Origin of the sequence: Actomonas aquatica, assembly GCF_019679435.2 — a bacterium.
In the GTDB taxonomy this organism is placed as follows: domain Bacteria; phylum Verrucomicrobiota; class Verrucomicrobiia; order Opitutales; family Opitutaceae; genus Actomonas; species Actomonas aquatica.
The window spans coordinates 3,621,413-3,645,436 of record NZ_CP139781.1 but is presented as its reverse complement, the minus strand read 5'-3'; the positions used below and the strand labels follow the sequence as shown (position 1 = coordinate 3,645,436).

General features: G+C 65.7%; 21 protein-coding genes. 8 read left to right on the top strand and 13 right to left on the bottom strand.

Annotated elements, in window-relative coordinates:
- Positions 1-348: 348 nt before the first annotated feature.
- From K1X11_RS14185 to K1X11_RS14145, 9 genes are all read right to left on the bottom strand, one after another.
- The gene (locus K1X11_RS14185) at positions 349-951 is read right to left on the bottom strand and encodes a hypothetical protein (protein ID WP_221031471.1); all 603 of its coding nucleotides are present in this window, start codon (positions 949-951) and stop codon (positions 349-351) included.
- Positions 948-1,433, bottom strand: coding sequence for an energy transducer TonB (locus tag K1X11_RS14180; RefSeq protein ID WP_221031470.1), 486 nt, complete (start codon positions 1,431-1,433; stop codon positions 948-950). Before K1X11_RS14180 ends, K1X11_RS14185 begins: the two co-directional genes overlap by 4 nt.
- A 46-nt stretch (positions 1,434-1,479) precedes the next feature.
- The gene (locus K1X11_RS14175; protein WP_221031469.1) at positions 1,480-2,352 is read right to left on the bottom strand and encodes a hypothetical protein; all 873 of its coding nucleotides are present in this window, start codon (positions 2,350-2,352) and stop codon (positions 1,480-1,482) included.
- A 183-nt stretch (positions 2,353-2,535) separates the two neighbouring features.
- On the bottom strand, positions 2,536-2,871 hold the full coding sequence (locus K1X11_RS14170; protein ID WP_221031468.1) for a hypothetical protein: 336 nt from the start codon (positions 2,869-2,871) through the stop codon (positions 2,536-2,538).
- Positions 2,872-3,158: 287 nt separating this feature from the next.
- The gene (locus K1X11_RS14165; protein ID WP_221031467.1) at positions 3,159-3,605 is read right to left on the bottom strand and encodes a TPM domain-containing protein; all 447 of its coding nucleotides are present in this window, start codon (positions 3,603-3,605) and stop codon (positions 3,159-3,161) included.
- 23 nt (positions 3,606-3,628) lie between these two features.
- Positions 3,629-4,411 carry a TPM domain-containing protein gene (locus K1X11_RS14160; RefSeq protein WP_221031466.1) on the bottom strand — a complete coding sequence of 261 codons (783 nt, stop codon included), beginning with the start codon at positions 4,409-4,411 and terminating at the stop codon, positions 3,629-3,631.
- Between the two features lie 118 nt (positions 4,412-4,529).
- On the bottom strand, positions 4,530-5,132 hold the full coding sequence (locus K1X11_RS14155) for a LemA family protein (RefSeq protein WP_221031465.1): 603 nt from the start codon (positions 5,130-5,132) through the stop codon (positions 4,530-4,532).
- 592 nt (positions 5,133-5,724) lie between these two features.
- Positions 5,725-9,090 carry a DEAD/DEAH box helicase gene (locus K1X11_RS14150; protein WP_221031464.1) on the bottom strand — a complete coding sequence of 1,122 codons (3,366 nt, stop codon included), beginning with the start codon at positions 9,088-9,090 and terminating at the stop codon, positions 5,725-5,727.
- A gap of 451 nt (positions 9,091-9,541) precedes the next feature.
- Positions 9,542-9,928 (bottom strand): winged helix-turn-helix transcriptional regulator, encoded by a 387-nt coding sequence (locus tag K1X11_RS14145; RefSeq protein ID WP_221031463.1) that lies wholly within the window; start codon positions 9,926-9,928, stop codon positions 9,542-9,544.
- A 185-nt stretch (positions 9,929-10,113) separates the two neighbouring features.
- Here K1X11_RS14145 and K1X11_RS14140 point away from each other — a divergent pair, with 185 nt between their 5' ends.
- Complete coding sequence (locus K1X11_RS14140; RefSeq protein WP_221031462.1) at positions 10,114-10,971, top strand: SDR family oxidoreductase; 858 nt, start codon at positions 10,114-10,116, stop codon at positions 10,969-10,971.
- A gap of 645 nt (positions 10,972-11,616) precedes the next feature.
- On the opposite strand, the gene soxR is transcribed toward K1X11_RS14140, so the two are convergent.
- On the bottom strand, positions 11,617-12,063 hold the full coding sequence (gene soxR, locus K1X11_RS14135) for a redox-sensitive transcriptional activator SoxR (protein ID WP_221031461.1): 447 nt from the start codon (positions 12,061-12,063) through the stop codon (positions 11,617-11,619).
- Positions 12,064-12,152: 89 nt separating this feature from the next.
- On the opposite strand from soxR, the gene K1X11_RS14130 reads away from it, so the two are divergent.
- Together K1X11_RS14130 and K1X11_RS14125 are read left to right on the top strand one after the other, a co-directional pair.
- Entirely contained in the window at positions 12,153-12,884 is a 732-nt protein-coding gene (locus K1X11_RS14130; RefSeq protein WP_221031460.1) for an SDR family oxidoreductase, read from the top strand.
- A gap of 79 nt (positions 12,885-12,963) precedes the next feature.
- Positions 12,964-13,137, top strand: coding sequence for a hypothetical protein (locus tag K1X11_RS14125; RefSeq protein ID WP_221031459.1), 174 nt, complete (start codon positions 12,964-12,966; stop codon positions 13,135-13,137).
- A 357-nt stretch (positions 13,138-13,494) separates the two neighbouring features.
- Here the strand turns inward: K1X11_RS14125 and K1X11_RS14120 are convergent, their stop codons facing one another.
- Positions 13,495-16,398 (bottom strand): WD40/YVTN/BNR-like repeat-containing protein, encoded by a 2,904-nt coding sequence (locus tag K1X11_RS14120; protein WP_221031458.1) that lies wholly within the window; start codon positions 16,396-16,398, stop codon positions 13,495-13,497.
- A 323-nt stretch (positions 16,399-16,721) separates the two neighbouring features.
- The gene (locus K1X11_RS14115; RefSeq protein WP_221031457.1) at positions 16,722-17,333 is read right to left on the bottom strand and encodes a DNA-3-methyladenine glycosylase I; all 612 of its coding nucleotides are present in this window, start codon (positions 17,331-17,333) and stop codon (positions 16,722-16,724) included.
- A gap of 198 nt (positions 17,334-17,531) precedes the next feature.
- On the opposite strand from K1X11_RS14115, the gene K1X11_RS14110 reads away from it, so the two are divergent.
- From K1X11_RS14110 to K1X11_RS14090, 5 genes are all read left to right on the top strand, one after another.
- Positions 17,532-18,614 (top strand): aspartyl protease family protein, encoded by a 1,083-nt coding sequence (locus K1X11_RS14110; RefSeq protein WP_225919509.1) that lies wholly within the window; start codon positions 17,532-17,534, stop codon positions 18,612-18,614.
- Positions 18,615-18,656: 42 nt separating this feature from the next.
- Positions 18,657-18,992, top strand: coding sequence for a low molecular weight protein tyrosine phosphatase family protein (locus K1X11_RS14105; RefSeq protein WP_221031455.1), 336 nt, complete (start codon positions 18,657-18,659; stop codon positions 18,990-18,992).
- Positions 18,993-19,055: 63 nt separating this feature from the next.
- Positions 19,056-20,054 (top strand): alpha/beta fold hydrolase, encoded by a 999-nt coding sequence (locus K1X11_RS14100; protein ID WP_221031454.1) that lies wholly within the window; start codon positions 19,056-19,058, stop codon positions 20,052-20,054.
- 108 nt (positions 20,055-20,162) lie between these two features.
- Positions 20,163-21,503 (top strand): ADP-ribosylglycohydrolase family protein, encoded by a 1,341-nt coding sequence (locus tag K1X11_RS14095; RefSeq protein ID WP_221031453.1) that lies wholly within the window; start codon positions 20,163-20,165, stop codon positions 21,501-21,503.
- 47 nt (positions 21,504-21,550) lie between these two features.
- Complete coding sequence (locus tag K1X11_RS14090; protein WP_221031452.1) at positions 21,551-22,402, top strand: Cof-type HAD-IIB family hydrolase; 852 nt, start codon at positions 21,551-21,553, stop codon at positions 22,400-22,402.
- 341 nt (positions 22,403-22,743) lie between these two features.
- On the opposite strand, the gene K1X11_RS14085 is transcribed toward K1X11_RS14090, so the two are convergent.
- Positions 22,744-23,946, bottom strand: coding sequence for an aminopeptidase (locus K1X11_RS14085; RefSeq protein WP_221031451.1), 1,203 nt, complete (start codon positions 23,944-23,946; stop codon positions 22,744-22,746).
- Positions 23,947-24,024: the final 78 nt, after the last annotated feature.

Here is a 24,024-nt window from a genome sequence, read left to right as displayed (position 1 = left end):
ATAGAGAGGCGGGCAAGCCTTGTGTGCGGCCGGCGCGAGCACCGGCCCTACACCCGTCCAACGAACGCGGGCGACACGCCCGCGGCTACACCCTGAACCCAATTGGAGCAGCGGCCGTGTCGGGCGCTTCCTCCTCCGGCTCAAGCGCAGCTACGTCTACAGGCCTCAGCGGTCAGCCTTCAGCAGTCAGTTCCTAAAACCTAAAACCATACACCTAAAACCTAATACCCACCCACCCATCCCCCCCAGCACCCCCCTTTGCTCTCTTTGCTGCCTTGGTGTGATGAACTTGACCGAAGGGGCCAGCGGATAGCTGGCAGGGCAGCGTGGTGACCTCGGTGTTTTACGTCAGTTGGCGGATTTTTGGCGGCGCTTCTCCTCGGCGTTTTTGCGCAGGGTTTCCGCTGTCTCGGCTTTGCGGCGCTCGGCTTCTGACCGGAGCCGTTTCAACCGCTCTTCGGGCGACAGCTTTGCAAGCTTTATGACCTCTTCGCGCTCGGCGCGAAACGCTCGAACCATTGCCATGGGGTCGGTATGCGCTGGCAGGCCATCGCAGGAAATGTGGCCGGTTTTTGCGTCGACCAGAAGATCAGGGCCCGGCGTCGCATGTGCTCCGTGCGCGAAGCCCACAACCCAGCCCTTTTCACTGGGTTCCGGTAGGCCCTCCATTCCACAGACGCCGTAGTGCTCCAGTCTGAAAAGTCGGGCCAGAAACCAGGCTTCAAATTGATCCACGCCGTCGGCGATATTGAAGCGGTCAATCTCATCCAGCGCCTTCTCTCCGGCTATGCGATGGTCGAAGGTGTAGAGCTGTTTGTCGCGTTCGGACCCAGACGGATTGGCCATCACCGCTTGGTATTCCGTGTCTTCATCGTTTCTCGTCGGCTCTTCTGCTTGGCCCGTCGGAGCCAAGCTGAGTGTAGCGAGGAGGATTAACGGAAGGCGGTTCACTGCGGGCCGAAGTGGGGGGTGGCGTCGAAGCGGACGGGGACCATGACGGCGTAGGGGATGGGGTGGCCGTTGTCGGCTTTGATCGGGAACACCCAGCGGCGCAGGGTCTTTTTGGCGGCATCCTCGATGTCGGCTTCGGTGTTCGACATCGCCACCTGGGTGTCGATGACCGTGCCGTCGGTGTCGATCAATACGCCGAGTAAAACCAGACCGCCGCGCGCTTCCTTCTGCGCCTTGCGCGGCAGACGCGGCGTCGGGTCGTAGGTGGGTTTCGCTTCCTTCGGGTATTGAAAGACCGGATACCACACGCCTTCCACTTCGATGTGGTTGCGCTCGGCCAGTGGGATCTCCTCCTCTGCCTGCTCCTCCTTCTCCCCGTCGGCCGATTCGTCCGCGGCGCGTGCGGGCAGCGGCCAACCCAAACCGACGGTGAGGGCGGCGAGCAGCAGGAACAGGCGGTGCAGAGGGAGGCGGGACATCATGCGGAGGCGGTCTGCAACCAAGGCCAATCCCGGCCCCAGCGCAATGTTAGGGTGTGTCCGGTGGGTTGGGCGGGAGTTCCGGCAAATCCGGCGGGGTGTCCGGGCGCACTCGGATCGTTGGTCGTCTGACCCAGTAGAGGATGGCGCCCACCGGGAGGCTCAGAGAGAAGACCCACGAGAGCTGATTCGGGTCATAGATGAAGCCGATACAGGGGATGTTGAAGTGGATGAGCTTCACGCCCCACTCCCCGGAATTCCACACCAGCGAAAACTGCGTCAGTCCGATCAAGATGAAGAAGATCCACCACACCTTGTGCTTCCGGAGGCGGTCACGAATGCAGGTGTAGAGCGTATACAGGGTGAACGCGGGTAGCAGCACCAGCAGGGCGAGCACGATGTAGTGGAGCGGCGTTTTTCCGCTCAGCGACATGCTGTAGCCAGTGCCTTGTTCCGCGAGCAGCGGATTCACGGTGAACTTGGCGATCACCATCGCGCCGTCGGTGCGGCGAATCTCAAATTTGGAGAGGAGGCTGCCTTCCGGGAAACGGCTGAGGTAGGCGATTTGGTAAACCGAGTCGCGTCCCGTTTGATGGTTGAAGCGGTAGTTCACGAGGCTGCGCTCCAACTCCTCGCCGGGCGGAATCAAGTTACGCATCTGGGTCAGTGCGCCCGGGAGGTTTTCGGTGCGGAGCTCGGGATCGATGGAGGCCGCGAGGGCGTCGAAGTCGCCGGCCTTAAGTTGATCGAGCGCGCTTTCGGCGGCGGCTTCGACTTGGTCATCGGCCATCTTGCGCAGCGCCACCGAGGGCGAGCAGCCGGTCAGGCCGATGGCGAACACCAGCACCGCAAGGACCCAGCGGAAATTGAGGTGGTGCGAAGGGCGCGGGCGACGATGGGCGGGGGCAGCGACGACGATCATGGTCGGAGCTGGAGCTAGCCCGGTCCGCGCGAATCGTTCAAGGGAGGAGTGGTGGGCGGAGGGGCCCGACGAACCGGCGCGGTTGGTCCGCGAGATGCGGCTGCAAAAAAGCCGACCGCGGTGAGGCGGTCGGCTGAAAAGCGGGAAGAGGAACGCGTCCGTCGGGCGGGCTGCGGCTCAGGCTCAGTGTTTGGCGTGATGCTCTTCGTGCTGCACGGTGCCGTGGGCGTCGACCGTGACATCATCCTCGGAGCCGTCGGCGTGATGGATCACGGCGGTGTAGACGGTGTGACCGTGCTCTTCGTGCTGGGTGACCTTCTTCACCTCGCCGTGTTCGGCGGCGTGTTCGATGGCGACGCGAGCGTCGTGCGGGACGTCGGCGAGGGCGACGGTGTGGCCGTGTTCGTCATGCTTCTCGGCGTGGTGTTCGTCGTTGGCGAGCAGGGCCGCCGGAGCGAGGGCGAGGGCGGCGACGAGGCCAGTGAAAGCGGCGAAACGGCGGATCAGGGAGGTCATCATGGTAATGAGCGAATGGGTTGGAGTTTGGGACGTTGGTCCTCCGGCTCGGCCCGGAAATCGGGCTGAGCGGAGTCTGCGGCCCATCGTCACAACCGAGTGCTCAATTGAACCCCAACCGGTAGATTGCGGTGACTACGAACGACTTCCGGGGGGAGCTCCCGGTTCACGGCGGGGTGGGGGCCCCAGTCGCATCCGCGGGTGGAGAGACGTGGACGGACGGAGCCACTCAGCCACTCGCTCACGCTCGTAGCCACCTCACGGCGAGGAAGGTTTTGCCAGCCGGCGCCTCAGTTTGCCGGGCGGGTGACGACTTTGTTCGACAGTTCGTCGACGTCGTCGTCCTGGCGGGGGAACTCCTGACCCAGGAGCGTGCCGGCGCGGCTGATGCCTTCAACGAGGGCGGTGGTGGGGTCGCCGGCGCGGAAGTGCTGCTGCATGGCGGCGGCAACTTCGCTCCAGAAATCGGGCGGACATTTTTGGTGAATGCCCTCGTCGCCGAAGACGGCGAACTTGCGCGCTTCCGGCGCGACGAGGAAGAGCACGGCGTTGCGCTCGGCCGTCTTGTGCATGGCGAGTTTGGCAAACTCGGCGGCGGCTTCGGCGGTGGGATCGTCGACTTCGCCGGCTTTGAGCACGACGCGGATTTCGCCCGAGGTGCGCAGCTCCGCGGCGGTGATGGCTTGTTCGATACGCTCGTGGTCGAGCTGTTCGTTGAAAACGGATAGATCGCTCATGGGGGGTCTCCTTGCGGGTTAACTTACCAACTGCCTCCGGCGCCGCCGCCGCCAAAACTGCCGCCGCCGCCGGAGAATCCGCCGCCGCCGCCAAAGCCGCCTCCGCCACCAAAACCACCGCCCCCACCGCCGATCCACCAACCGGTGGAGCGCACGCCGCGGCGACCGATGACGACGCGACGGCGGAAGGTGGCGAGGCGCAGGGCGACGATGATGCAGACAAAGATGAAACCACCCACGCCCATGCCGCGTTTCTGCTGCGCGCCGCGTCGACTGGAGGCCATGGTGCGGCCGGTGCCGACGTATTCGCCCTTGGTGGCGGCGATCATGGCGTCGACGGCGGCGGTCATGCCGGCGTCGTAATCGCCGCGGCGAAAGTTGGGGGCGATCTCGTCGGCGATGATGCGTCGGGCGAGGGCGTCGGGCAGCGCGCCTTCGAGGCCGTATCCGACCTGCAGATACACCTGCCGGTCCTGCAGGAAGACAAAGAGCACGGCGCCGTTGTTGCGTTCGGCCTGGCCGACTTTCCAGCTCTTGGCGACACGATAGGTGTAGTCGAACACCGAGGACCGCGAGTCCATGCGGTTGTAGATCGCGACGAGCAGCTGGTTGGACGACTCGCGCTCAAAGGCCTCGAGCTTTTGGTCGAGGGACCGGACGACGCTGTTGGAGATGCTGCCGGTGTAGTCGTTGAAGTGGCGGGCGGGCGCCGCCGGAATGGTCTCGGCTACGACGACCGTGGTGAAACCACAGATCGCACTGAACAGCAGGAGAAGGCGGAGAGGCAGGACAGTTTTTTTAACCACGGATGAACACGGATAGCTCCACTAACGTTGCGCTGGAAACAAGGGATGGAGACGGAGCGTTAGCGAAGTCATCCGTGTCCATCCGTGGTTGATAAAGAGGTCGAGGGGCGGGGCGGGGTTAGCCGCCGAAGTTGACCTTGGGGGCCTCGGATGCGCCGGGATCGGCGGAGAAGTAGGGTTTGGCTTCGTGGCCGAAGAGGCCGGCGACCATAACCGCGGGGAAGCGTTTGATGGCGGTGTTGTAGGTCTGCACGGCGCGGTTGAAGTTGCCGCGTTCGACGGAGATGCGGTTCTCGGTGCCTTCGAGCTGGGCCTGCAGGTCGCGGAAGCCGGCGGTGGCGGTGAGCTGCGGGTAACGTTCGACGGTGACGAGCAGGCGGGAGAGGGCGGAGCCGAGCTGGGCCTGGGCCTGTTCAAACTGGGCAAAGGCGGCGGCGCTTTCGGGTGCGCCAGTGGAGGGCAGTTGCGCGCGGCCGACGGAGGCACGGGCTTCGGTGACGGCGGTGAGGGTGGACTTCTCGAAGTCGGCCGCACCGGAGACGGTGGCGACGAGATTGGGCACGAGGTCGGCGCGACGTTGATAGACGTTTTCCACCTGAGCCCAGGCGGCGTCGACCGACTGTTCCTTGGTGACGAGACCGTTGTAGGTGCCGATGGCCATGAGGACCACGATGCCGAAGAGGACGGCGGGAATACCGAGGATGAGCAGCAGTTTCTTCATAAAAGCAAGTGGGCCGGACCCTGCCGCAGATCGCGCAAGGATGCAAGGGGCGGCTCGTTACAGGATGGGGGGAGGTTTGGAGAGACTGCGCGCCGCCGCGCTACGGCGGCGGCGCGGAAATGCTGAAAACTAAAAAGCTGAAAAGCTGAAATGGGGGACTGGGTGCTGGTGGACTGGTCGCTGGGGAGATTAGTAAACACCAAGGAAGCAAAAGGGGCGGGCTGGATGTTGGTGGACTGGGAGCTGGGTGGGTGGGTGTTAGGGTATTAGGTTTTAGGTGTTAGGAACTGAATGCTGGCGGCTGAACGCTGATCGATATGGACCGTGGCCGCGGTAGATGGGGCCGAGCGGCAACGGGGAGCGGCCGACACGGCCGCTGCTACATTTGGGTTCAGGGTGTAGCCGCGGGCGTGTCGCCCGCGTTCGTTGGACGGGTGTAGGGCCGGTGCTTGCGCCGGCCGCACTGCGGGGCTTGCCCGCCTCTGGAGGGTGCGGCCCTACACTAAGAAACTACGTTTGCCTCTTAGCTTCGCGGCTCTTCGCGATCTTCGCGGTTTACCACCCTTTCCAGCGCTCGGTTCCGCTCCCTCGCTCAGCTCAGGACGTCGCGGAGGCTTTCGAGGTCCATGACTTGGGCGAGGTTGTCTTCCTGGATGACGCTGGCGGCGAGGTTGGTTTTCTCCTGCTGCAAACGGCGGATCTTTTGCTCGATGGTCTGATCCGACAAGAGACGGTAGGCCATGACCGGGCGGGTTTGGCCGATGCGGTGAATGCGGTCGATGGCCTGACTTTCGGCGGCCGGATTCCACCACGGATCGTAAAGCACGGCGTAACTGGCCGCGGTCAGATTGAGGCCAAACCCGGCGGCTTTGAGCGATAGCAGGAAGACCGTTTTGCTCGGGTCGCTTTGGAACTGCTCGACCAGTTGACCGCGGTTCTCGGTCGCGCCCGTGAGCATGAGGTGGCCGATGCCTTCGGCGGTGAGGCGACGTTGGATGATTTCCAACATGCCGACGAACTGACTGAACACGAGGACCTGGTGACCTTCGCTGGCGAGCTCCTCGACGAGCTCCACCAAGGCTTCGAGTTTGGCGCTCGGCAGGTGCGCGTGGGCCGGGTCGAGCAGCGCCGGATGACAACAAATCTGGCGCAGGCGCAGCAGGCTTGCCAGCACGTGAAAGCGCACCTGATCGAGCTCCTTGGGCGATTCGATGCCGAGCAAAGTGGAGCGGGCGCGCTTGAGCTCGGCGTCGTAGAGGGCGCGTTGTTCGCCTTCGAGTTCGACGATGAGTTCGTCCTCGGTGCGCGGCGGCAGATCGGGGGCGGCCTGAGCTTTAGTGCGGCGCAGCAGGAAGGGGCGCACGCGGCGACGCAGCAACTCGAGCGCGCCGGGATCGACATCGGAGTATTGGCGGCGGAAACCGGCGTGGTCACCGAGCAGGCCCGGCTGGGCAAAGGCAAACAGGCTCCACAAATCCGAGAGTCGGTTTTCGATCGGCGTGCCGGTGAGCACCACCCGACGCCGCGCCCGCAACGAACGCGCGGCGACGGCCACCTGACTGCGCGGGTTTTTGATGAACTGTCCTTCGTCGAGCACCACCGCGTCCCAACCGACCTCACGCAAGGTCTGCGCGTGCAGGCGGAGCTGGGTGTAGTTGACCACGAGGATGCGTGGACCCGTCGCGGCCACGGCGGCGCGGCGTTGCATGGGGTCAAAGGCCGCGATCGCGAGCGCGGGGGCGAAGCGCTCCGTCTCCGTCAGCCAACCGTGCATCACGCTCTTGGGGCACACCACCAGCGCGCGGAAGGGACGCGCTGACTCCTCTGGGATTTGGGATTTGGAATTTAGGATTTCCGCCTTTTGGCGGTTCAGGTGGAGAAGCCACGCGAGGGTTTGCACGGTTTTGCCGAGACCCATGTCGTCGGCGAGGATGCCGCCGAGGCCGTTGTCGGCGAGGTGGCAAAGAAAGTGGTATCCCTCAACCTGATACGGGCGCAGGGTGGCGCGCAGGTCTGCGGGCAGCGTTGGCGGCGTTTGGGCGCGGATCTTGGCGGCGCGGTCTTGTAACAGATGAACGAATACGTTGTCGCGATCGGCGAGGGTCTCGGCCTCGAGCGCCATGTCGAGGGCGTGCACCTCGTGTTTGAGCGGGCGGCCGTGGTTGAGCACGTCGCCGAAACCAAGGCCGAGGCGTTCGAGGGCGGCGGCGATGAGCGGATCGCACTCGACGTCCTTGTCGAGTCGGCGCCAGCCGCCCTGGCGCGGCAGGTGCACCCAGCGGCCCTGCGCTTTGGCGAGCAGGGCGACTTCCTCGGCGGTGAGTTTGGTGTCGGCGACTTTCAGGCCGACGGAGAGGCCGAACCAGTCCTGGTCGGCGTTGGCCGTGCGTGCCAAGGAAGTGGATACACGGGCCTTGAGCGGGGCGCCGAGCAGGCTGGCGAGCTCGGGCGAAACATCGAGCTCCACGGCGCGGTGTTGGCGGGCGTGCCAATCGATAAAGTCTTCGGCGAAGTCATCGTGCACGGCGCGCATCCAGGACTCGGCCCAACCATCCCAGGTGAGACGAAAACCGCCGAAGCGTGCGCTGGCGGCCTCGGCGTCGGAGAGGTCGAAATCGAGCGCGGTCACGCCGGCCACGCGCGGGGGCGGCATGGCTTGCGGATTCCATTTCCAGCCGATGGCTTCGCCGGTGAACACCTGTTCGCAGAAGGGGTCTTTGCAGCGGGCGGTGAGTTGGGCGTGGAAGTCGCGTTCCTGGCCGTCGATGGCGGGGGAGAGCCAGCACTTGAGGCGCGGGCGCAGGCGGATGACGCGGAGTTCGGCGGCGTGACCCTCGGGCAGGCGCAGGCCGAGGGCGCGCAGGCGCGGCAGGATGCGGGCGTCGCTGAGGGCGGCGACGGGCAGGGAATCGGCGGGGGTCGGCGGCGGACCGCGCCAGAGGTCGCCTTCGAAGAGGTAGAGTGGTTGCGGCTGGGCGGCGACGAGGCGGGCGGTGTCGGCGGGGCGACCGTCGGGGGCAACGAGGTGCAGGTCGAAACGATCGGGGTCGTCGGTGTTGACGGTGGCTTCGGGCACGAGCGGTTCGGGCTCGATGGCGAGCGGGCGGCCGTCGTGGAGGAAGAGGGCGGGGCGGGCGGCTTGGTTGCGGAGTAGGCCGGCGACGGCTTCGGGTTCGAGGGGTTGGCGCGGATTGAAGCCGTTGGGCAGGAGGCGAAACTCGGCGGCGAGGGCGGCGGCGAGGGCGCCGAGGGCGGGCGGCAGGAACTCGAGGTCGGCGGGGCGGAGGCGGGCGAGGTGGGCGAACCAGGTTTTGGTGGGCACCTTCCAGGGTTTGCCGGCGGCGGCCTGTTGTTCGATGAACCACTTGCCGAGTAAATCCAGGCGCACGCGCAGGTCGTGCACGTTGGCGAACAAGGCGCGGCCCGGGTGGACGGTGGCGGCGTCGGCGGTGGTCGGATCGAGGGGCGCGGCGTCGGTGGAGTCGGCGGCCGATTTCGTGCGGGGCTCGGGCAGGGCGCGGAGCCAGCGGCCGAGTTCGGCTTCGAGGGCGCGGTCGCCGGCGGGCGGCAGGGCGGCGGCGCGGCGAGCGGCGTCGGTGGGAACGATTTGGTTGGGGTCGCGTCCGTCGGGTTGGCCGGCTTCGACGGCGGCGATCCAGGCCTGGCCGGCGGCGTAGGCGTGGGCGCAGTCGGAGGTGGCGCGGCAGGTGCATCGGGTGGTCCAGTCGCCGCGGGTGAGAAAGAGGGTGACGGTGAGCGGCTTGGGCGTGGCGCCGATCACGGTGGCGCTCACGAGGTGGTCGGCGACGGAGGAGACCTCGGTGACGGCGCCTTGTTTGAAGAGTTGGAAGCCGTTGCGACGCGGCACCTCGCTGAAGGAATCCAACCGCAGGCGCAGCGCGTTGAGCGCTTCATGGGTGCGCACGGCACGGACGATGGGCGGATGGCGGCGAGGCATGAGGGGGGCGCTCTACACCATGAAATGGAATAAGGCAAAGCTGGGTGCTGGGGGCTAGGTGTTAGGTATTGGGTTTTAGGAGTTAGGAGTTAGGAGTTAGGAGTTAGGAGTTAGGAGTTAGGAGTTAGGAGTTAGGAGTTAGGAGTTAGGAGCTGGGAACTGGGTGCTGATGGCTGACGGCTGAATGCTGATGGCTGACCGCTGAGGGCTGTGAACGTAGCTGCGCTTGAGCCGGAGGCGAAAGCGTGGCCGCGGGCGTGTCGCCCGCGTTTGTTGGACGGGTGTAGGGCCGGTGCTTGCGTCGGCCGCAACGAAAGGGGGGCGACCGGGCCTGCGTTGAACCGCGGCAGGATGCGGCGGCCACAGTGGGGTGCCGTGGGTGTGGGCGAGGCTTCCAGCCTCGGCGCGTTGCCTCTCCGCGATCGCGCCATGAATCGCACTGGCCGCGGTCCTACGCGTTGGCGCGGTCGTAGGATCGGCGGTGGCGGCGGATGGTGGGGTGCTCGTTTTGGGCCCAGTCGAAGAGCGGCCAGAGGTGTTCAATGAGGGAGCGGCCGAGCGGGGTGAGGGTGTAGTCCACGCGGGGGGGCACCGCGGCATAAATGGTGCGAGTCACGTAGCCGTCGCGCTCGAGGTTGCGAAGGGTCTGGGCGAGCATGCGCTGGGAGATGTCGCCGATGGCGCGCTTGAGCTCGGAGAATCGCAACGTGTGCGGCTCGAGTGTGAGCAGCGTGAGCAGGCTCCAGCGGTCGCCGATGCAGTCGAGCACATCACGCACCGGACACTTGGCGGCGTCGGCGGAACCGGGGGCGACGGGGAGCAGCGGAGATTTTTTCATGCGGAAAATGGGTCGGTTTGAGAGGAAGGTTACTGCGGTGTAACCAAGGCACAAAAAGAACCCCTCTTGTGCGTTGGGCGTTTCAATAGTAACTTTAAGTAACCAAGGCACGACATGAGATCATTACAAGCGCTCAATGCCGTGGACCGCGGTAAAAAATCATCATCCTTAATCCCATATTTGTCATGATCGCTCTTACAGGTGCCACGGGCCAACTCGGCCGTCTCGTCCTCGCCGAACTCCTCAAGCAGGTGCCGGCTTCCTCCATCGTTGCGCTGGTGCGCGACGAAGCCAAAGCCGCCGACCTCGCCGCTTGCGGTGTGGTGGTGCGCGTCGCGCCCTACGAAGATGCAGCGGCGCTGCAGGCCGGTTTGGCCGGCGTGGAGAAGCTGTTGCTCATCTCCGCCAGCGAAGTCGGCAAACGCATCCCGCAACACCGCAACGTTATCAACGCGGCCAAGGCCGCCGGAGTGAAGCTGCTCGTTTACACCAGCCTGCTCCGCGCCGACACCTCCCAGCTGAGCCTGGCGGAGGAACACATCGCCACCGAGGCGCTCATCCGCGAATCGGGTCTGCCCTTCGTGTTGCTGCGCAACGGTTGGTATGCCGAGAACTACGCCGGCTCCATTCCGTCGGCGCTCGAACACGGCGCGTTCGTCGGTTCGGTGGGCGACGCCAAGCTCAACCTCGCGGCTCGGGCCGACTACGCCGCGGCTGCCGCGGTGGCGCTCACCGGCGATATCGAAGTCGGTCGCACCTACGAGTTGAGTGGCGACGAGGCGATCACGCTCGCGGACTTTGCGGCGGAACTCTCGCGCCAGACCGGCCGTGAGATCCCCTACGCGGATCTGCCGGAAGCCAAGTATGCGGCGGTGCTCACGCAGGCCGGTTTGCCGGAAGGATTGGCAGCGGCGATCGCCGGTTGGGATGCCGCTGCCGGACAAGGCGCGTTGGCCGATGACGGCACGGACCTGAGCACGCTCATCGGTCGCCCGACCACGCCGATCTCGGTGGTGATCAGCGCAGCGCTCGCGCGTAACTGATCGACGTTGGCGGGAGGGCCGCGCGGGAGCGGGAGCGGGCGCGAGAGTCGCGCAGGGAAGTGGCGAGGAGACAGGTGGTGTAGGGGAGAGGGGAACCGCGAGGGGCGCGAAGGGGAGAGGCAGGGACGCTGAGAGGCAACGTGACGCGGCCGGGGACGTCCGCGTCCACCAGGTGGGGGATTGGGGTGGACGTCGACCTCCGGGCGACGTGAGGGCGGTGGAGTGGTTGCGCGAAGAAAGGTGAAGCCGAGAGGCAACGTGACGCGGCCCGGGATCGTCGCGGTCGCGGGACAGGCGTTCGCGTCCACCTTTCAGTGAGCTTGGGGGTGGGCGAGGCTTCCAGCCTCGGCGCGTTGCCTCTCGGTCGTCTGCCGGTGACTCGCGTTACGGTCGGGCCGAACGGACGACACACCGCGGCAGGATGCCGCGGCCACTCCCCAAAACCGGGCGCCTTGGCAATTCGCCCCAAACTCCAAAAATGCCCTTGTCCTCAAGTTAACTTGAGGCGCGAGGATGGCGGGCATGACCCACTTCCGGCCAGCCCGTTCCGCGCGCCTTGCGCCCTTGTCCCGATCACCGGGACGAGGGGCTCGTGCGCGGTCGGGCCGGAGTGGAATAAGCCGTCGTTCGGCGCGCCGCCGACCCTCAGATCAGATGGGCGCCCGGGCCCTGCGCGCTGAGCGCGTCCTCGGGGTTGCGCAGCGGACAATCCTTCAGCGAGAGGCAGCCGCAGCCGATGCACAGGTTGAGCTGATCCCGCATGGTGGTCGCGAGCTCGATCTTGGCCTGCAGCGCCTCCTTCCACGCCTGGCTGATTTTTCGCCAGTCGCTTTTGGAGGGGACGCGTTTTTGCGGCAGATCGCGGAAGGTGTCTTTGATTTCCTCCAAGGTGAACCCAAGCCGTTGCGCCACTTTGATGAGCGCGAGGATGCGCAGTTCGCGGCGCGAGAAACGGCGCTGGTTGCGCCAGTCGCGCATGCCGTGGATGAGCCCCTTGGCTTCGTAGAAATGAATCGCGGAAACGGCGAGGCCGCTGCGGCGGGCAATCTCGCCAACGGTCAACAGGTCCTCGCGGTCTTTGGCGTCAGGCATGCCGCAACAGACACCTCAAGTGAGCTTGAGGTCAAGGTTGCGCGCCGAGCGCAGACGACGTCCCCCATCCCCTTTAACCCTCCAAACATATGTCAGATAACAGCACTCAAATCGCATTGATCACCGGCGCCACGGACGGCATCGGCAAGGAAACGGCTCGCCAGCTCGCTGAAAAGGGAGTCCGCGTCATCATCGGCGCGCGCAACCTCGAAAAGGGCGCGACCGTGATCGAGGAGTTCAAGACGAGCGGCCTCGAGATGGAACTCGTGGCGCTCGACGTCACGTCCAACGCGAGCGTGACCGCCGCCGCCCAGGAGCTCGAAGCCCGTCACGGCCGCATCGATATCCTCATCAACAACGCCGGCATCGCGCTCGACCGCGGTCCGCTCGCCGACATGCCGGTGGAGGAATTTGAGCTGACGTTCCAGACCAACGTTTTTGGCACCTTCCGCGCGACGCGCGCCTTCCTGCCGCTGCTGCGCAAGTCGGCCCACGGCCGCATCGTCAACGTGTCGAGCAGCCTCGGTTCGCTCTGGACGATGACCGACGAGAAGAGCCCGTGGTATCAGGTCGTTATCCCGGCCTACGCGGCCTCGAAGGCGGCGATCAACGCGATGACGGTGCACTTCGCCCGCGAGTTGAAGGACACTGGCATCAAGATCAACGCGGTCGAGCCCGGTCTCACCGCGACCCGCGCCGTGAAGTTGCCCGGCGCCCAACCTGTTTCTGTCGGCGCCGAAGCTTCGGTGCACTACGCGCTGATTGATGATAACGGGCCCACTGGCGGTTTCTTCGACCGCAATGGTCCTTACGCCTGGTAATGTAAGGTCTGTCGAAACCGAGCGGAGGGAGTGTGGTATCTGCCACTGCACTTCCTCCGCTCAACTTCCGCTGTATCCGATGCACGAATACTCCACGTCACCTGCCGGTTGGCAGGACTTTCAGATCGAGCTGCGCGAACTCGCGTTCTCGCTCGATCGGCAGGGCAATCCCACCGCGGCGGACGTCGCGACGATGGCGGCAGTGCGCATCGGAGAGTTGTTGGCGGAATCGGGCGAAACCGCACGCGAGTAGGGTTTAACGAGTAGCTGCGCTTGAGCCGCAGGCGAAAGCGTGGCCGCGTTGGGAGGGGAATGCGCGGGGAAACGCACCCCGCGGCAGGATGCCGCGGCCACTTCGGTGTGGCGGTTGTGGGCGAGGCTTCCAGCCTCGGCGCGTTGCCTCTCGGCCGGTCGAGTGGTGGAGCAGGGACGATGATGAGCGCACCCCGCGGCAGGATGCCGCAGCCACTTCGGAGTGGCGGTTGTGGGAGAGGTTTCCAGCCTCGGCGCGTTGCCTCTGGGCCGGTCGAGTGGTGGAGAGGGGCCGATGTTGAGCGCACCCCGCGGCAGGATGCCGCGGCCACTTCGGAGTGGCGACCGCGCGCGTGAATCACGCCGGGCCGAAGATGTAGTCGGCGCCGTAGCCGCCGGGGAGTCCGCCGTTCTGCCAGGTCTCGCCGAGGTCGTCGCTGAACCAGCTGCCTTGCTCAAAGGTGGAGGCCCACAGCCGCCCGGCACCCGTGCGCTGCGGATCGAAGGCGAGCACGAAGATGCGGCGATTCGGTAGACCGGCGCTGCGATCGGTCCAGGTGAGGCCGCCGTCGGTCGAGACGCGCACGCCGGTTTCCCATCCGCCGGTGGCGAGGAGGTTCGGGTCATGCGGTGCAATGGCCGCGGCGTAGAGATGCGACTCGGCGGTCGTCGGGTCGACGGCCGACCACGTGGTGCCGCCGTCGGTGGAGCGCCAGGCGCCGCGCTTGAGGGTGGCGGCGAGCAGGTGCGTGGGCTCGGCCGGACTTTGCACCACGTGCGTGACGGTGGCGTCAGGGAAGTCGGCGGCATGCCATGTGAGCGCGGCGTCGGTGGAGACATACAGGCCGTGCTCCATGCCGAGGAGGACGCGGCCGGGATGCGTGCGATCGGTGACGACGGTTTGGCAATAGAGGCGGTCGAGTCCGCGTTGGGTCGTCGTCCAGGTTTGGCCGCAATCGGTGGAGCGCAACGGGCCCCACATGGTCGCGGCGTAGACGAGATCGGGGTTGGCGGCGTCGAACACGATGGCGCGCACATCCACGACTTCCCAGCCGGTGGTTTTGCGCCAGGTGCGACCGCCGTCGGCGCTGCGCACGATGCCGTCGGCCGAGGCGATTAGGCGGATGGCGGGTTGGGTGGGATGGATGGCGAGGCTGGCCACACCGAGGATGCGCGGACCGGTGTTGATCCACTCGCCCGACGGCAGGCGTTGGAACAGACCGGCGTCGGACGGGGTGGCGGTATTGCGCTGGTTGCCGGTCATGGTGGCGGCGGCGTAAAGCGTCGGTTCGCCGGGCGTGGGGGCGGTGGCGGTGCTGGTCGCGGCGAGCGGCCACGATCCGACGGTCGGTTGGGTGGAGTGACCCCAGGGCACGTCGGTGAAATCGAGCACGTGGGTTTCGTCGGCGTGGCGCAGGGTGAGGCAACGGCTGCCGACCGCCGAGTCACCAAAGGGACTGGCGAAGAGCGGCCAACCGGCGAAGTCGACCGGCGTGCCGTTGATGCGTGGCGTGTCGCCGTAGCGGGCCTCAATGCGGGTGCCGTCGAGGGCGGTGAAGGTGGCGGTCGGGGTGGGGTCGACGCTGAACTCGAGCGAGCGGGTGCGCACGGCGTCCTGAAAGTCTGAATACGATGCGAAGTCGCGCGCGGCGGCGATCTGAACGACGTAGCCGTTGCGTGGGGCTTCGCTCACGAAGCAGCGGTGGCCGGTGCCCCATTCGTCGAAGTCACCGCTCACGAGGATGCCGCCGGCGCCGCCGGCGAGGAAGCCGGTCCAGTCGTTGGGGCGCCACTCGCCGCTGACGAACGGGCGCACCGCGATGTAGGCCGGGCCACCCTGGGCGAAGATCCAACCGGACGGGTCTTCGATGGTGTGCTCCAGGTCGCGGGAGAAGAAGAGGGTGATGTGTTGGAAAAGCGCGTCGGCGGGAATGTCCTGTAGCGCGATGAGGGCGGTGCCGGATTGCACGACCTGATCGTAAGGTGAGCCGCCGGGGAGTTTGTCGGGCGAATCGTAGTCGGACTTCGAGCGGGTGACGAGGTCGGTGACGACGTCGGGGTCGACCGGGAAATACATGCTGCCCTCGATGGCGGACGCGTAGGGTTGGCAGCCGAAGAAGGATGGACAGCGGTTGATGGCGTCGGGCGTGCGCCAGATGAGCCCCCAGGTTTGTTGTTGGATGGGTTGGAGCAGTCCGCCTTGGGAGGAGCCGAGGATGAAATCGGGATCGACGTAGGTGGTCTTGTAAACCGGCACGGTGCGGCGATCGCCGACGACGAAGGAATCGGGACCGGCGTGACGCATGCGCCAGCGGGTGCGTTTGCGTTCGAGTTCGACGTAGGGCGTGGTGCGGGCGCGCGCGATGCGCTCGAGGATGGGGGGCGGGGTGTAGCCGGTGAGCGCGAGCAACTTGGCACCGCGTTCGGGCAACTCTTCGCGGAGTTGGTGGCGGGTGACCTGACGCTCGCTCGGTTCGTAATCGCCGAGACCGAAGAGCAACCAACCGAGCGCGGCGGCGGCGGTGCGGGCGGGGGCCATGATGTGGCGCGGATACACGCGGCTGTGGGCGCCGCCGTAGAGCCCGTCGAGGGTTTCGACGGCATAGTCGTAGAAGATGTAATCGAGGGCGCGTTTGGCGCGATCGCGGAAGGCGGGTTCGTCGGCCCAGCCGGCGAGCATGGCGAGACCGACGGCGTATTCCTCGATGTAGTTGGGAGAGTCATACTCGCCCTGACCCTGACTGGTCATGACGTTGATCCAGTGGTTCAGATAGTCGCGGGCCTCGGCGCGATTTTCGGCGGAGGAGCGACCGTTGAACCACTGGTCGGGTCCGGCGTCGGGCATGGCCTGGGCGGCGAGGTAGAGGCTGGCGTAGGAGAGCACCCAATGGTTTTCGGTGTCGCCGCGGCTCGGCCAGTAGGTGCGCCAGAGTTCTGCGATGCGGTCGCGGCTGGCGGGGTCGAGGTGCTGCGGACCGGCCATCATCACGCTCACGGTCGGATAGACCCAGAACATGTCGCCGGAGGGCGGACCCCCGTCGAGCCGGGCCAGGCGGGCGAGGGCGGCGTCGAGGTTGCGGCCGGTGTGCAGGCAGGCGGCGATGTCGAACTTGCTGCCTTGGGAGGGGTCGCCGGGAACGACGCTGGCGACGGCTTCACCGAGGATGAAGGCGCGGCGCGCAGCGAGCCGTTGCGCGATGGCGGCGTCGGAAAGATCGGGGCTGGCGGGTGTGCGGGGAGCGGTGCGATCCGAAGGGGGCATGGATGCGAAGGCTTCGGGGGCGATGGCGGGATGGCGACGAAAATGCGACGGTCGAGGGGGTTTATCTAGCTTAAGGATATGGGGTTATGAAATTTCATGCTGGGGGCTGGGGACTGGGTGTTAGGGGTAAGGTATTAGGTGTTAGGTGCTGACCGCTTACCGCTGACCGCTTACCGCTGACCGCTGACCGCTGATGGCTGATGGCTGACGGCTACGCGGGCGTGGGCGAGGCTTCCAGCCTCGGCGGCGTTGCCTCTCCGCGAATGCGCAATGAATCGCGACCGGACCGAAGCAGGGGACACCGCGGCAAGATGCCGCGGCCACTATGGTTGGGGCACGCGGAAGGCGCGTCGCGCCTGGGTGGCGCGGGGGCGGGCGGCGCAGGTGGTTTCGTGGTCGTTGATCAAACCCATGGCCTGCATGAAGGCATACATCGTGGTCGGGCCGACAAACTTCCAACCGCGCTTTTTGAGGTCCTTCGACAAGGCGATGGAGGCGGGCGAGGTGGTTTGCGACTGCGGGGGAGGCAGGGCGGTCGCGACGGGTTCGAAGCTCCAGAAATAGGCGGCGAGGCTGCCGGTTTCGGCAACGAGTTCGACGGCGCGGCGGGCGTTGTTGATGGTCGCCTCGATCTTGCCGCGGTGGCGGATGATGCCGGCGTCGGTCAGCAGGCGTTGCACGTCGGCGTCGGTGAATTGGGCGACGCGGTGGAAATCAAACCCGGCAAAGGCGGTGCGGAAGGCTTCGCGTTTGTTGAGGATGGTGCGCCAGCTCAGACCCGACTGAAACCCCTCGAGGCAGATCTTCTCGAAGAGGCGAATATCGTCGCCCACGGGGAAGCCCCATTCGTGGTCGTGGTAGGGCCCAAACTCGGGGATGTCGCCGCACCAGGCGCAGCGTGGGGTCGTGGTGGAGGCGGGGGAAGGAGCGGCCATGGGGGGCAGGCTGGCGAGAAGGCCGCGGTCGTGGCGACGTTGTTTTAGAGCACGTCGTGGACCGTGGTGGCGCGGGTTCGAGGCTTGAGCGCGACGCGGAGGCGCGAAGGATTTGCGCCCATGGAAACGACGGCGCATCAGCAGGGAGGTTTGAGCAAGTGGCGCAGGGGGCGTCGAGGCGGGTGGCTTTGGCTGGTGATGCTTCTGATGGGGCCGGTGGTGGGGCGGGCGGAGGAGACCACGCGGCAGTTGCCGGTGGAATGGTGCGGGCGACACATGATCGTGACGGCGTGGGTGGGGGGCGACGAATCGCGTCCGCTCGCGTTGATTTTGGACACGGGAGCCACGCACACGGTCATCGATCCCGATGCCCTGCGGCGGGTGAGCCCGGACACCCGTTTGAAGGTGGGACAGACCTTTCGTTTTGAGCGGCTTGATTTGGGGGAGGTGAAGATTCGGAAAGCGCCGGGGTGGTTGATGGAGGTCGACGAAATTGGGCATACGCTCGGGCGTCCGATCGACGGCATCTTGGGGTATCCAACGCTCAAGTCGCTGGTCCTGACGCTGGATTATCCGGCGCGCGGGGTTTGGGTCACGCTGGATGGGGGCGGGTTGCAAGCGGGGGAGGACGTGATGCGTTTGAAGCGGGGACGGCGTCGACCGTGGATCGATCTGGAGCTGGCCGGGCGCAAGGTGCCGGTGTTGGTGGATTCCGGATCGAGCCAAGGGTTTACGGTGCACCCAAAGGATCGGGTAACGTGGGCCGAGTCGCCGCGGATCGTGAGTGGGGTGACCGGATTTGAGGGCGTCGAACCCATGTTCCTGGGGAGGCTGGGAGTGGACCTGCAGCTGGGCTCAACGAGCTTCACTCAACCGATCGTGCGGGCGGTGCCGGACAATGAGCGGGCGTTGGGCGCGAGGGTGTTGGAGCACTTTGTGGTGACGGTGGACGGGCCGGGACGGCGCATTCGGTTTGCGCGGCCGGAGGGGGCGGGGGCGAGCACGGCACCGATCACGGAGGAATCGCGCTTGGGTTTGGGGCTGGGATTTCGTTCCCACGCCGATGCGCTGGAAGTGGCCTTTTTGCAGGAAGGCGGACCGGCGGCGCGGGCGGGCATCCAGCTGGGGGACCGAGTGGTGGCCATCGACGGCGTGCCGGTGGCGGAACGCGGCTGCGGCGTATTTCTGGAGGATGAGGAATCGCGGGAGCTGCGGATTGAGCGTAACGGAGAAACGGATACGCTCACGTTTCGATTGGAGCGCGCGGTGATGGTGCCGTGAATGACACCTCGGCTTTCCGAGACACACCCTACGGAAGAGACTTTGAACCTGCTTTTTGTCTGCTCGAAGAACCAGTGGCGCAGTCCGACGGGCGAGCGCATCTACCGGGATTGGCCGGGGGTGCAGACGCGCTCGGCGGGCACCTCGCGGCGGGCGCGGCGCACGGTGTCGGTGGCCGATTTGCGGTGGGCGGATTGGGTGCTGGTGATGGAGCGTAAACACCAGCAACGCCTGCGGGCGCAGTTTCGGGAGGAGTTGCGCGGATGCCGGGTGATCGTGCTCGGCATCGAGGACCATTATCGCTGCTTGGATCCGGCGTTGATCGAGCGTTTCCGCGCGGTGGTGGACCCGTTGCTGGCGGAGCAGGCGGGCGACTGATCTTCAGTCGCACAATCGAAGGGCACCCCTTGCCGGAGCGAAAGGGCTGGCTACCGGTGGAGGATGTCTTTGTTGCGAAACACAGTGATGGGCGTGGGACTGATATTGGCGGCGGGTGCGCTGAGCGCAGCCGCGGGAATCCGGTTGGAAGGGTTTGACTATCCGTATCCGGAAAAAACCTACCGATTTGAAAATCAGCGGCAGGAGTTGGAGATGGTCTACATGGATGTGCCGGCGACCGGTGCGGAACGCGGGGTGGCGTTGTTGTTGCACGGCAAGAACTTCTCGGGCTCCTACTTTGGCGAAACGGCGGCGGCGCTGAGTGCGGCGGGCTGGCGCGTGGTGATTCCCGACCAGATCGGTTTCGGCAAGGCGACCAAACCGGCGCACTACCACTACACCTTTGCGCAGCTGGCGCGGAATACGCGCGGGCTGTTGGCGGAGTTGGGCGTCGAGCGCGTGCAGGTGCTCGGTCATTCGATGGGCGGCATGCTGGCGACGCGTTTTGCGCTGATGTATCCGGAGGCGACGACGTCGCTCACGCTGCTCAACCCGATCGGCTTGGAGGACTGGCAGGCGAAGGGCGTGCCCTACAGCGGCGTGGATGCGTGGTATGCGCAGGAGCTGGCCAAGACGGCGAAGAAGATCCGGGCGTATCAGCTGGAGTCCTACTACGACAACCAGTGGAAGGAGGCCTACGATCCGTGGGTGGAGCAGCTGGCGTCGTTTGGCGAGAGTCCGGAGTATGCGCGCATGGCGTGGAATCAGGCGCTCACCTACGACATGGTGTTCACGCAGCCGGTGGTGCACGAGTTTCCGCGGCTGCAGATGCCGACGCTGCTGGTGATCGGTGGACGCGATCGCACGGCGCTCAACAAGGGCGCGGCCTCCCCCGAGCTGCGCCGGGAGCTGGGCAACTATCCGGTGCTCGGGAGGGCGGCGCAGGCGGCGATCCCGGGGGCGGAGTTGGTGGAGCTGGAGGGAGTGGGACATCTGCCTCACATCGAGACCTTTGATCGCTTCATCGCGCCGTATCTCGAGTTTTTGGATCGGCAGCAATAAGCGGAGTGGCAGAGATCGCGTGGTGAGGGCGGGAACGCGTTGACCGTCCTTGCGGATTGGATGGGATGGGGCGCGTTCGCTGATCGCGAAGGCCGTCCCGTTTTCCCCATGAAATTTCCCCGTCCTGCCGGTGTGTTGCTGGCGTCTCTGCTATTGGTGCAACTGTCCCCCGCACGGGCTGAGTCCGCGGAGGCACTGACGATTTCGCGAGAGCGTTATGCGGAGCGACTGGCGGGTTTTTGGCTGGGCTCGTGCGTGGCCAACTGGACCGGACTCATCACGGAGATGGATCGCGTGGAGGCGCCGTTCTACACCGACGCGGATTGGGGGCAGCCGGACCAACCCAACATGTGGGGCGGCGCGGGGCCGGCGGATACGATCGATTTTCTGTTGGTGCGCGCAGGCACGGCGTGGGGCGCGGACGACGACACCGATATCGAATACCTTTATCAGTCGCTCATGGAGGCGTCGGCGGATCCGTTGCTGACCGGCGAGCAGATCCGCGACGGCTGGCTCGCGCACATGTGGTCGGACAACTTCAACCAGGACGGAGAGAACTTCCTGTGGGTGTCGAACGAACGGGCCTACGAGCTGATGCGCACGGCAGGGCTGGTGCCGCCGGCGACCAGCGATCCGCAGCACAATCCGGAAAGCGAGATGATCGATGCGCAGCTCACCACCGAGTTCTTTGGGTTTTTTGCCCCCGGCCGTCCGGTGATGGCGCGGCGGCTCGCCGACCTGCCCATCCGCACCACGGCGAGCGGCGAAGCGCAGGTGATCGCGGAGTTTTACGTCACGATGTATGCCCTAGCCGCGACGATGGACGACGCGGCGCCGCTCGGCCCGCAACTGCGCGCGGCGGCGACGACCGCGCGGGGCGTGTTGCCGGCGGGATCGGTGGCGGCCGACATGTATGATTTTGTGTGGGCGGCGTATCAGAAAAATCCTGACAGCGCGGCATGGGCGGCGACCCGCGATGCGCTTTACGAGGAGTATCAACTCGGCGGGCGGGCCGGTTATGTTTACGCGCAGCCCTTTGATGCGCCGATCAATTTTGGCGCGAGTCTGGTGAGTCTGTTTTACGGCGACGGCGATTTTAAGCGCACGATTCAGATTGGTTCGTTGGCGGGTTGGGACTCGGATAATCCGACGGCGACCTGGGGCGGCTTGATCGGTTTCGTGCTCGGCCGGGATGGGGTGAAGCGGGCGATGGCGGCGCCGGATTTGTCGGACAGTTATCGCATCAGTCGCACGCGGCGTGGGTTTCCCGATCACACGCCGGATGGCCCGGGTGAAGACACCTTCACGCTGCTCGCGGAGCGCGGGCTGACGATCGTCGACCGCGTGGTGACGCGCTACCTCAGCGGCACGGTCGACGAGGCGGCGAACGTGTGGCGGATCCCAGCAGCGCCGGCGCAGGTGTCGGCGCAGTCGTCGGACGAGCGGTAACGGCCCGGTAAATTTCGGGGCGGTCGTTTGCGATGGACGGCGGATGCGTGCATAGAGCGCGCATCAAAACGAACACACCTGCCAAATACCTCGCCGCCATTGATCTGGACGGCACCTTGCTGGGAGCGCACGCCACGGTTTCGGCGGAGAACCGGACGGCGCTGGAAACCTTGGTCGCGCGCGGCTTCGAGGTCGTGTTGGCCTCGGGGCGGCACCCGGCGAACATGGCGGAGATCGCCCGCGACCTGCCGATGGTGCAGTGGATGGTCGCTTGCCAAGGCTGCGAAGTGGCCGACGTGGCGCGCGAGCGGGTGTTGGAGCAATGGGTGCTGCCGGAGGCGGTGGCGCTGCGCATCGCCGAGGCGGGGCGGGCGCAGGGCTTTGGCGTGGTCGCTTATGCGGCCGAAGGTGAAGTGGCGCCGTGGCCGACGGAAGGCGTGGCGGGCTACGAAGCGATTTCCAAAACGCAGGTGAAGATCATCGGCGAAGAGGCGTTTAAACACACCCCGCTGCTGAAGGTGGTGTGGGTCGCGCCGATGGAGCGGCTGGATGCGATGATCGAGGCAGGCGGGGTGCTCGATCTGGCGGACGGGATTTACACGGTGCGGTCACACGAGCGGGTGTTTGAGTTTATGCCCAACGGGATCACCAAGGCGACCGGCGTGGCGCGGCTCGCGCGGGAATTGGGCATCGGTGCCGAGGCGGTGGTGGGGTTTGGCGATGCCGACAACGACCTGCCGCTTTTCGGCTGGGCGGGTTGCTCGGTGGCGATGCCGGAGGCGCGTCCGCATGTGCGGGCGGGAGCGACCTTCACGGCGCCGGCGGGCGATCAGGCGACCGCCTTCGCCCGCGGCGTGGAGGTGCTGTTGGCGAACCTGCCACCGGGGCTGGGTGGGTGAAGCCGACGGAGGGCGTCGCGTTAGCGGGACAGGCGTCGGAGATCCCGGGCCGTGGGGCAAGTGGGAGCGGCCGAGACGGCCGCTGCTACACTTTGATCGGGATGTAGCCGCGGGCGTGTCGCCCGCGTTCGATGAACGAGGTCGACGGGATGTCGGCGGTCTCTCGCGGAGGATGGCGGAGAGGCAGCTCAGCGCGAGCAAGTTTACCCGCCTTTGGCGGCGCCGAAGGCGACCAGGGCTCGCAGCCTACATTGAGTGATCGAATCCGGCATGTAGGCCGCGAGTTTACTCGCGCTGCGGCGAGCCGCGGGGCGGATGCGAGCGACTGCGCTGGTCGCCGCTTAGATCGTGAACTGGCCGTCGCGGTAGATGACCTGGGTGGTGCCGTCCTTGAGGTGGGCAGTGACCGTGCGGTTGGAGGTCGCGACGATGTCGGTGTGGACCACGGAGTTGTTGTAGCCCATCTCGGCCCATTGCTCCTCGCTCACGGTGGCGGGATCGCCGGTGAAGGAGTCGCGATAGGCGCTGCCGACGGCGAGGTGGGTGTTGCCCCACTGACCGCCCACGTTCTCGTCGAAGAGGGTCTCGCCCATGAACTTGGTGATGCGGGAGAAGCGGCGATCGGTGAGGGAGAACTCGCCGATCTTGTCGGCGTTTTCGACGGCGACCATCTCGCGCAGCAGGTCTTCGCCCTTGGTGGCAGTGGCCTTGGTGACGCAGCCGTCCTTAAATTCCAAATACGCGCCTTCGATGAGCGAACCGTAGCGGTAAAGCGGTTCGGTGAACTGGATGTTACCGTCGGTGCCGCGCCAGTCGGGCGAGATGAAGAGCTCGAAGCTGGGGATGTTGCGACCGGAGCCGCCGAGCCATTTGCGGTTCTCGCCGATCTGCACCCAGATGTCGGTGTTCTCGGCTTCGACGTGGAGTTTTTCGATCGGCAGCGCATCGAGCTTGTCCTTGTAGGCGTAGAGTTCGGTGTAGAGCGCGGCCCACTTCTCGGCCGGTTTATCCTCATCCAGGTAGCAGGCTTGGATGATTTCCTGCCAATACTCTTCGAGGCTCATGCCCACTTCGTCGGCCATGGCCTGGGTGCCATACATGGCGAGGGTCCAGGTGTAGTTGCCGGCGTTTTCCTTGGTGCGGCGCCAGTCCATGTAGGGCTTCATCGCCTTCTGGAAGGCCATGATTTTTTTGGACGGAATGCCGGTGAGCTCCTGCTTGTCGGTCTCGGCGAGGATGGCGACGGTGTGGTCGATTTGGTCGACGGTGCCGCGGTAGAATTTCTCGGCGAAGAAGCTGAGCTGTTCCTCGCTGGCGAGCTCGAAGAACCCGCGCGAAATGTCGTCGGGGGTGAAGAAGATCAGCGGGTGGGCGCCGGCTTTGAGCACGGCGTCGCGCAGGGCGACGAGCAGGGGTTTGGCGACTTCCGGGACGCGGAGTTGGACCACCTCGCCGGGCTTCACGCCTTCGCCACTGTTGAGGGCGAAATTGATGAGCACATCGGCGTATTTATCGAGCAGGGCGGCGGACGGTTGATATGACATGGAGCGGAGGGTCGACGGACTCGCGTCCAGTGCAAGACGGGAGCGGTGAAACGCGTTTTTATGTCGGCCAGCGGCGGC

Bases quoted from the DNA above. Each gene is read 5' to 3' on its own strand.
- K1X11_RS14180 (WP_221031470.1), bottom strand. From the start codon at position 1,433: ATGATGTCCCGCCTCCCTCTGCACCGCCTGTTCCTGCTGCTCGCCGCC.
- K1X11_RS14175 (WP_221031469.1), bottom strand. From the start codon at position 2,352: ATGATCGTCGTCGCTGCCCCCGCCCATCGTCGCCCGCGCCCTTCGCAC.
- K1X11_RS14170 (WP_221031468.1), bottom strand. From the start codon at position 2,871: ATGATGACCTCCCTGATCCGCCGTTTCGCCGCTTTCACTGGCCTCGTC.
- K1X11_RS14165 (WP_221031467.1), bottom strand. From the start codon at position 3,605: ATGAGCGATCTATCCGTTTTCAACGAACAGCTCGACCACGAGCGTATC.
- K1X11_RS14155 (WP_221031465.1), bottom strand. From the start codon at position 5,132: ATGAAGAAACTGCTGCTCATCCTCGGTATTCCCGCCGTCCTCTTCGGC.
- K1X11_RS14150 (WP_221031464.1), bottom strand. From the start codon at position 9,090: ATGCCTCGCCGCCATCCGCCCATCGTCCGTGCCGTGCGCACCCATGAA.
- K1X11_RS14145 (WP_221031463.1), bottom strand. From the start codon at position 9,928: ATGAAAAAATCTCCGCTGCTCCCCGTCGCCCCCGGTTCCGCCGACGCC.
- K1X11_RS14140 (WP_221031462.1), top strand. From the start codon at position 10,114: ATGATCGCTCTTACAGGTGCCACGGGCCAACTCGGCCGTCTCGTCCTC.
- soxR (WP_221031461.1), bottom strand. From the start codon at position 12,063: ATGCCTGACGCCAAAGACCGCGAGGACCTGTTGACCGTTGGCGAGATT.
- K1X11_RS14130 (WP_221031460.1), top strand. From the start codon at position 12,153: ATGTCAGATAACAGCACTCAAATCGCATTGATCACCGGCGCCACGGAC.
- K1X11_RS14125 (WP_221031459.1), top strand. From the start codon at position 12,964: ATGCACGAATACTCCACGTCACCTGCCGGTTGGCAGGACTTTCAGATC.
- K1X11_RS14120 (WP_221031458.1), bottom strand. From the start codon at position 16,398: ATGCCCCCTTCGGATCGCACCGCTCCCCGCACACCCGCCAGCCCCGAT.
- K1X11_RS14115 (WP_221031457.1), bottom strand. From the start codon at position 17,333: ATGGCCGCTCCTTCCCCCGCCTCCACCACGACCCCACGCTGCGCCTGG.
- K1X11_RS14110 (WP_225919509.1), top strand. From the start codon at position 17,532: ATGCTTCTGATGGGGCCGGTGGTGGGGCGGGCGGAGGAGACCACGCGG.
- K1X11_RS14100 (WP_221031454.1), top strand. From the start codon at position 19,056: ATGTCTTTGTTGCGAAACACAGTGATGGGCGTGGGACTGATATTGGCG.
- K1X11_RS14095 (WP_221031453.1), top strand. From the start codon at position 20,163: ATGAAATTTCCCCGTCCTGCCGGTGTGTTGCTGGCGTCTCTGCTATTG.
- K1X11_RS14085 (WP_221031451.1), bottom strand. From the start codon at position 23,946: ATGTCATATCAACCGTCCGCCGCCCTGCTCGATAAATACGCCGATGTG.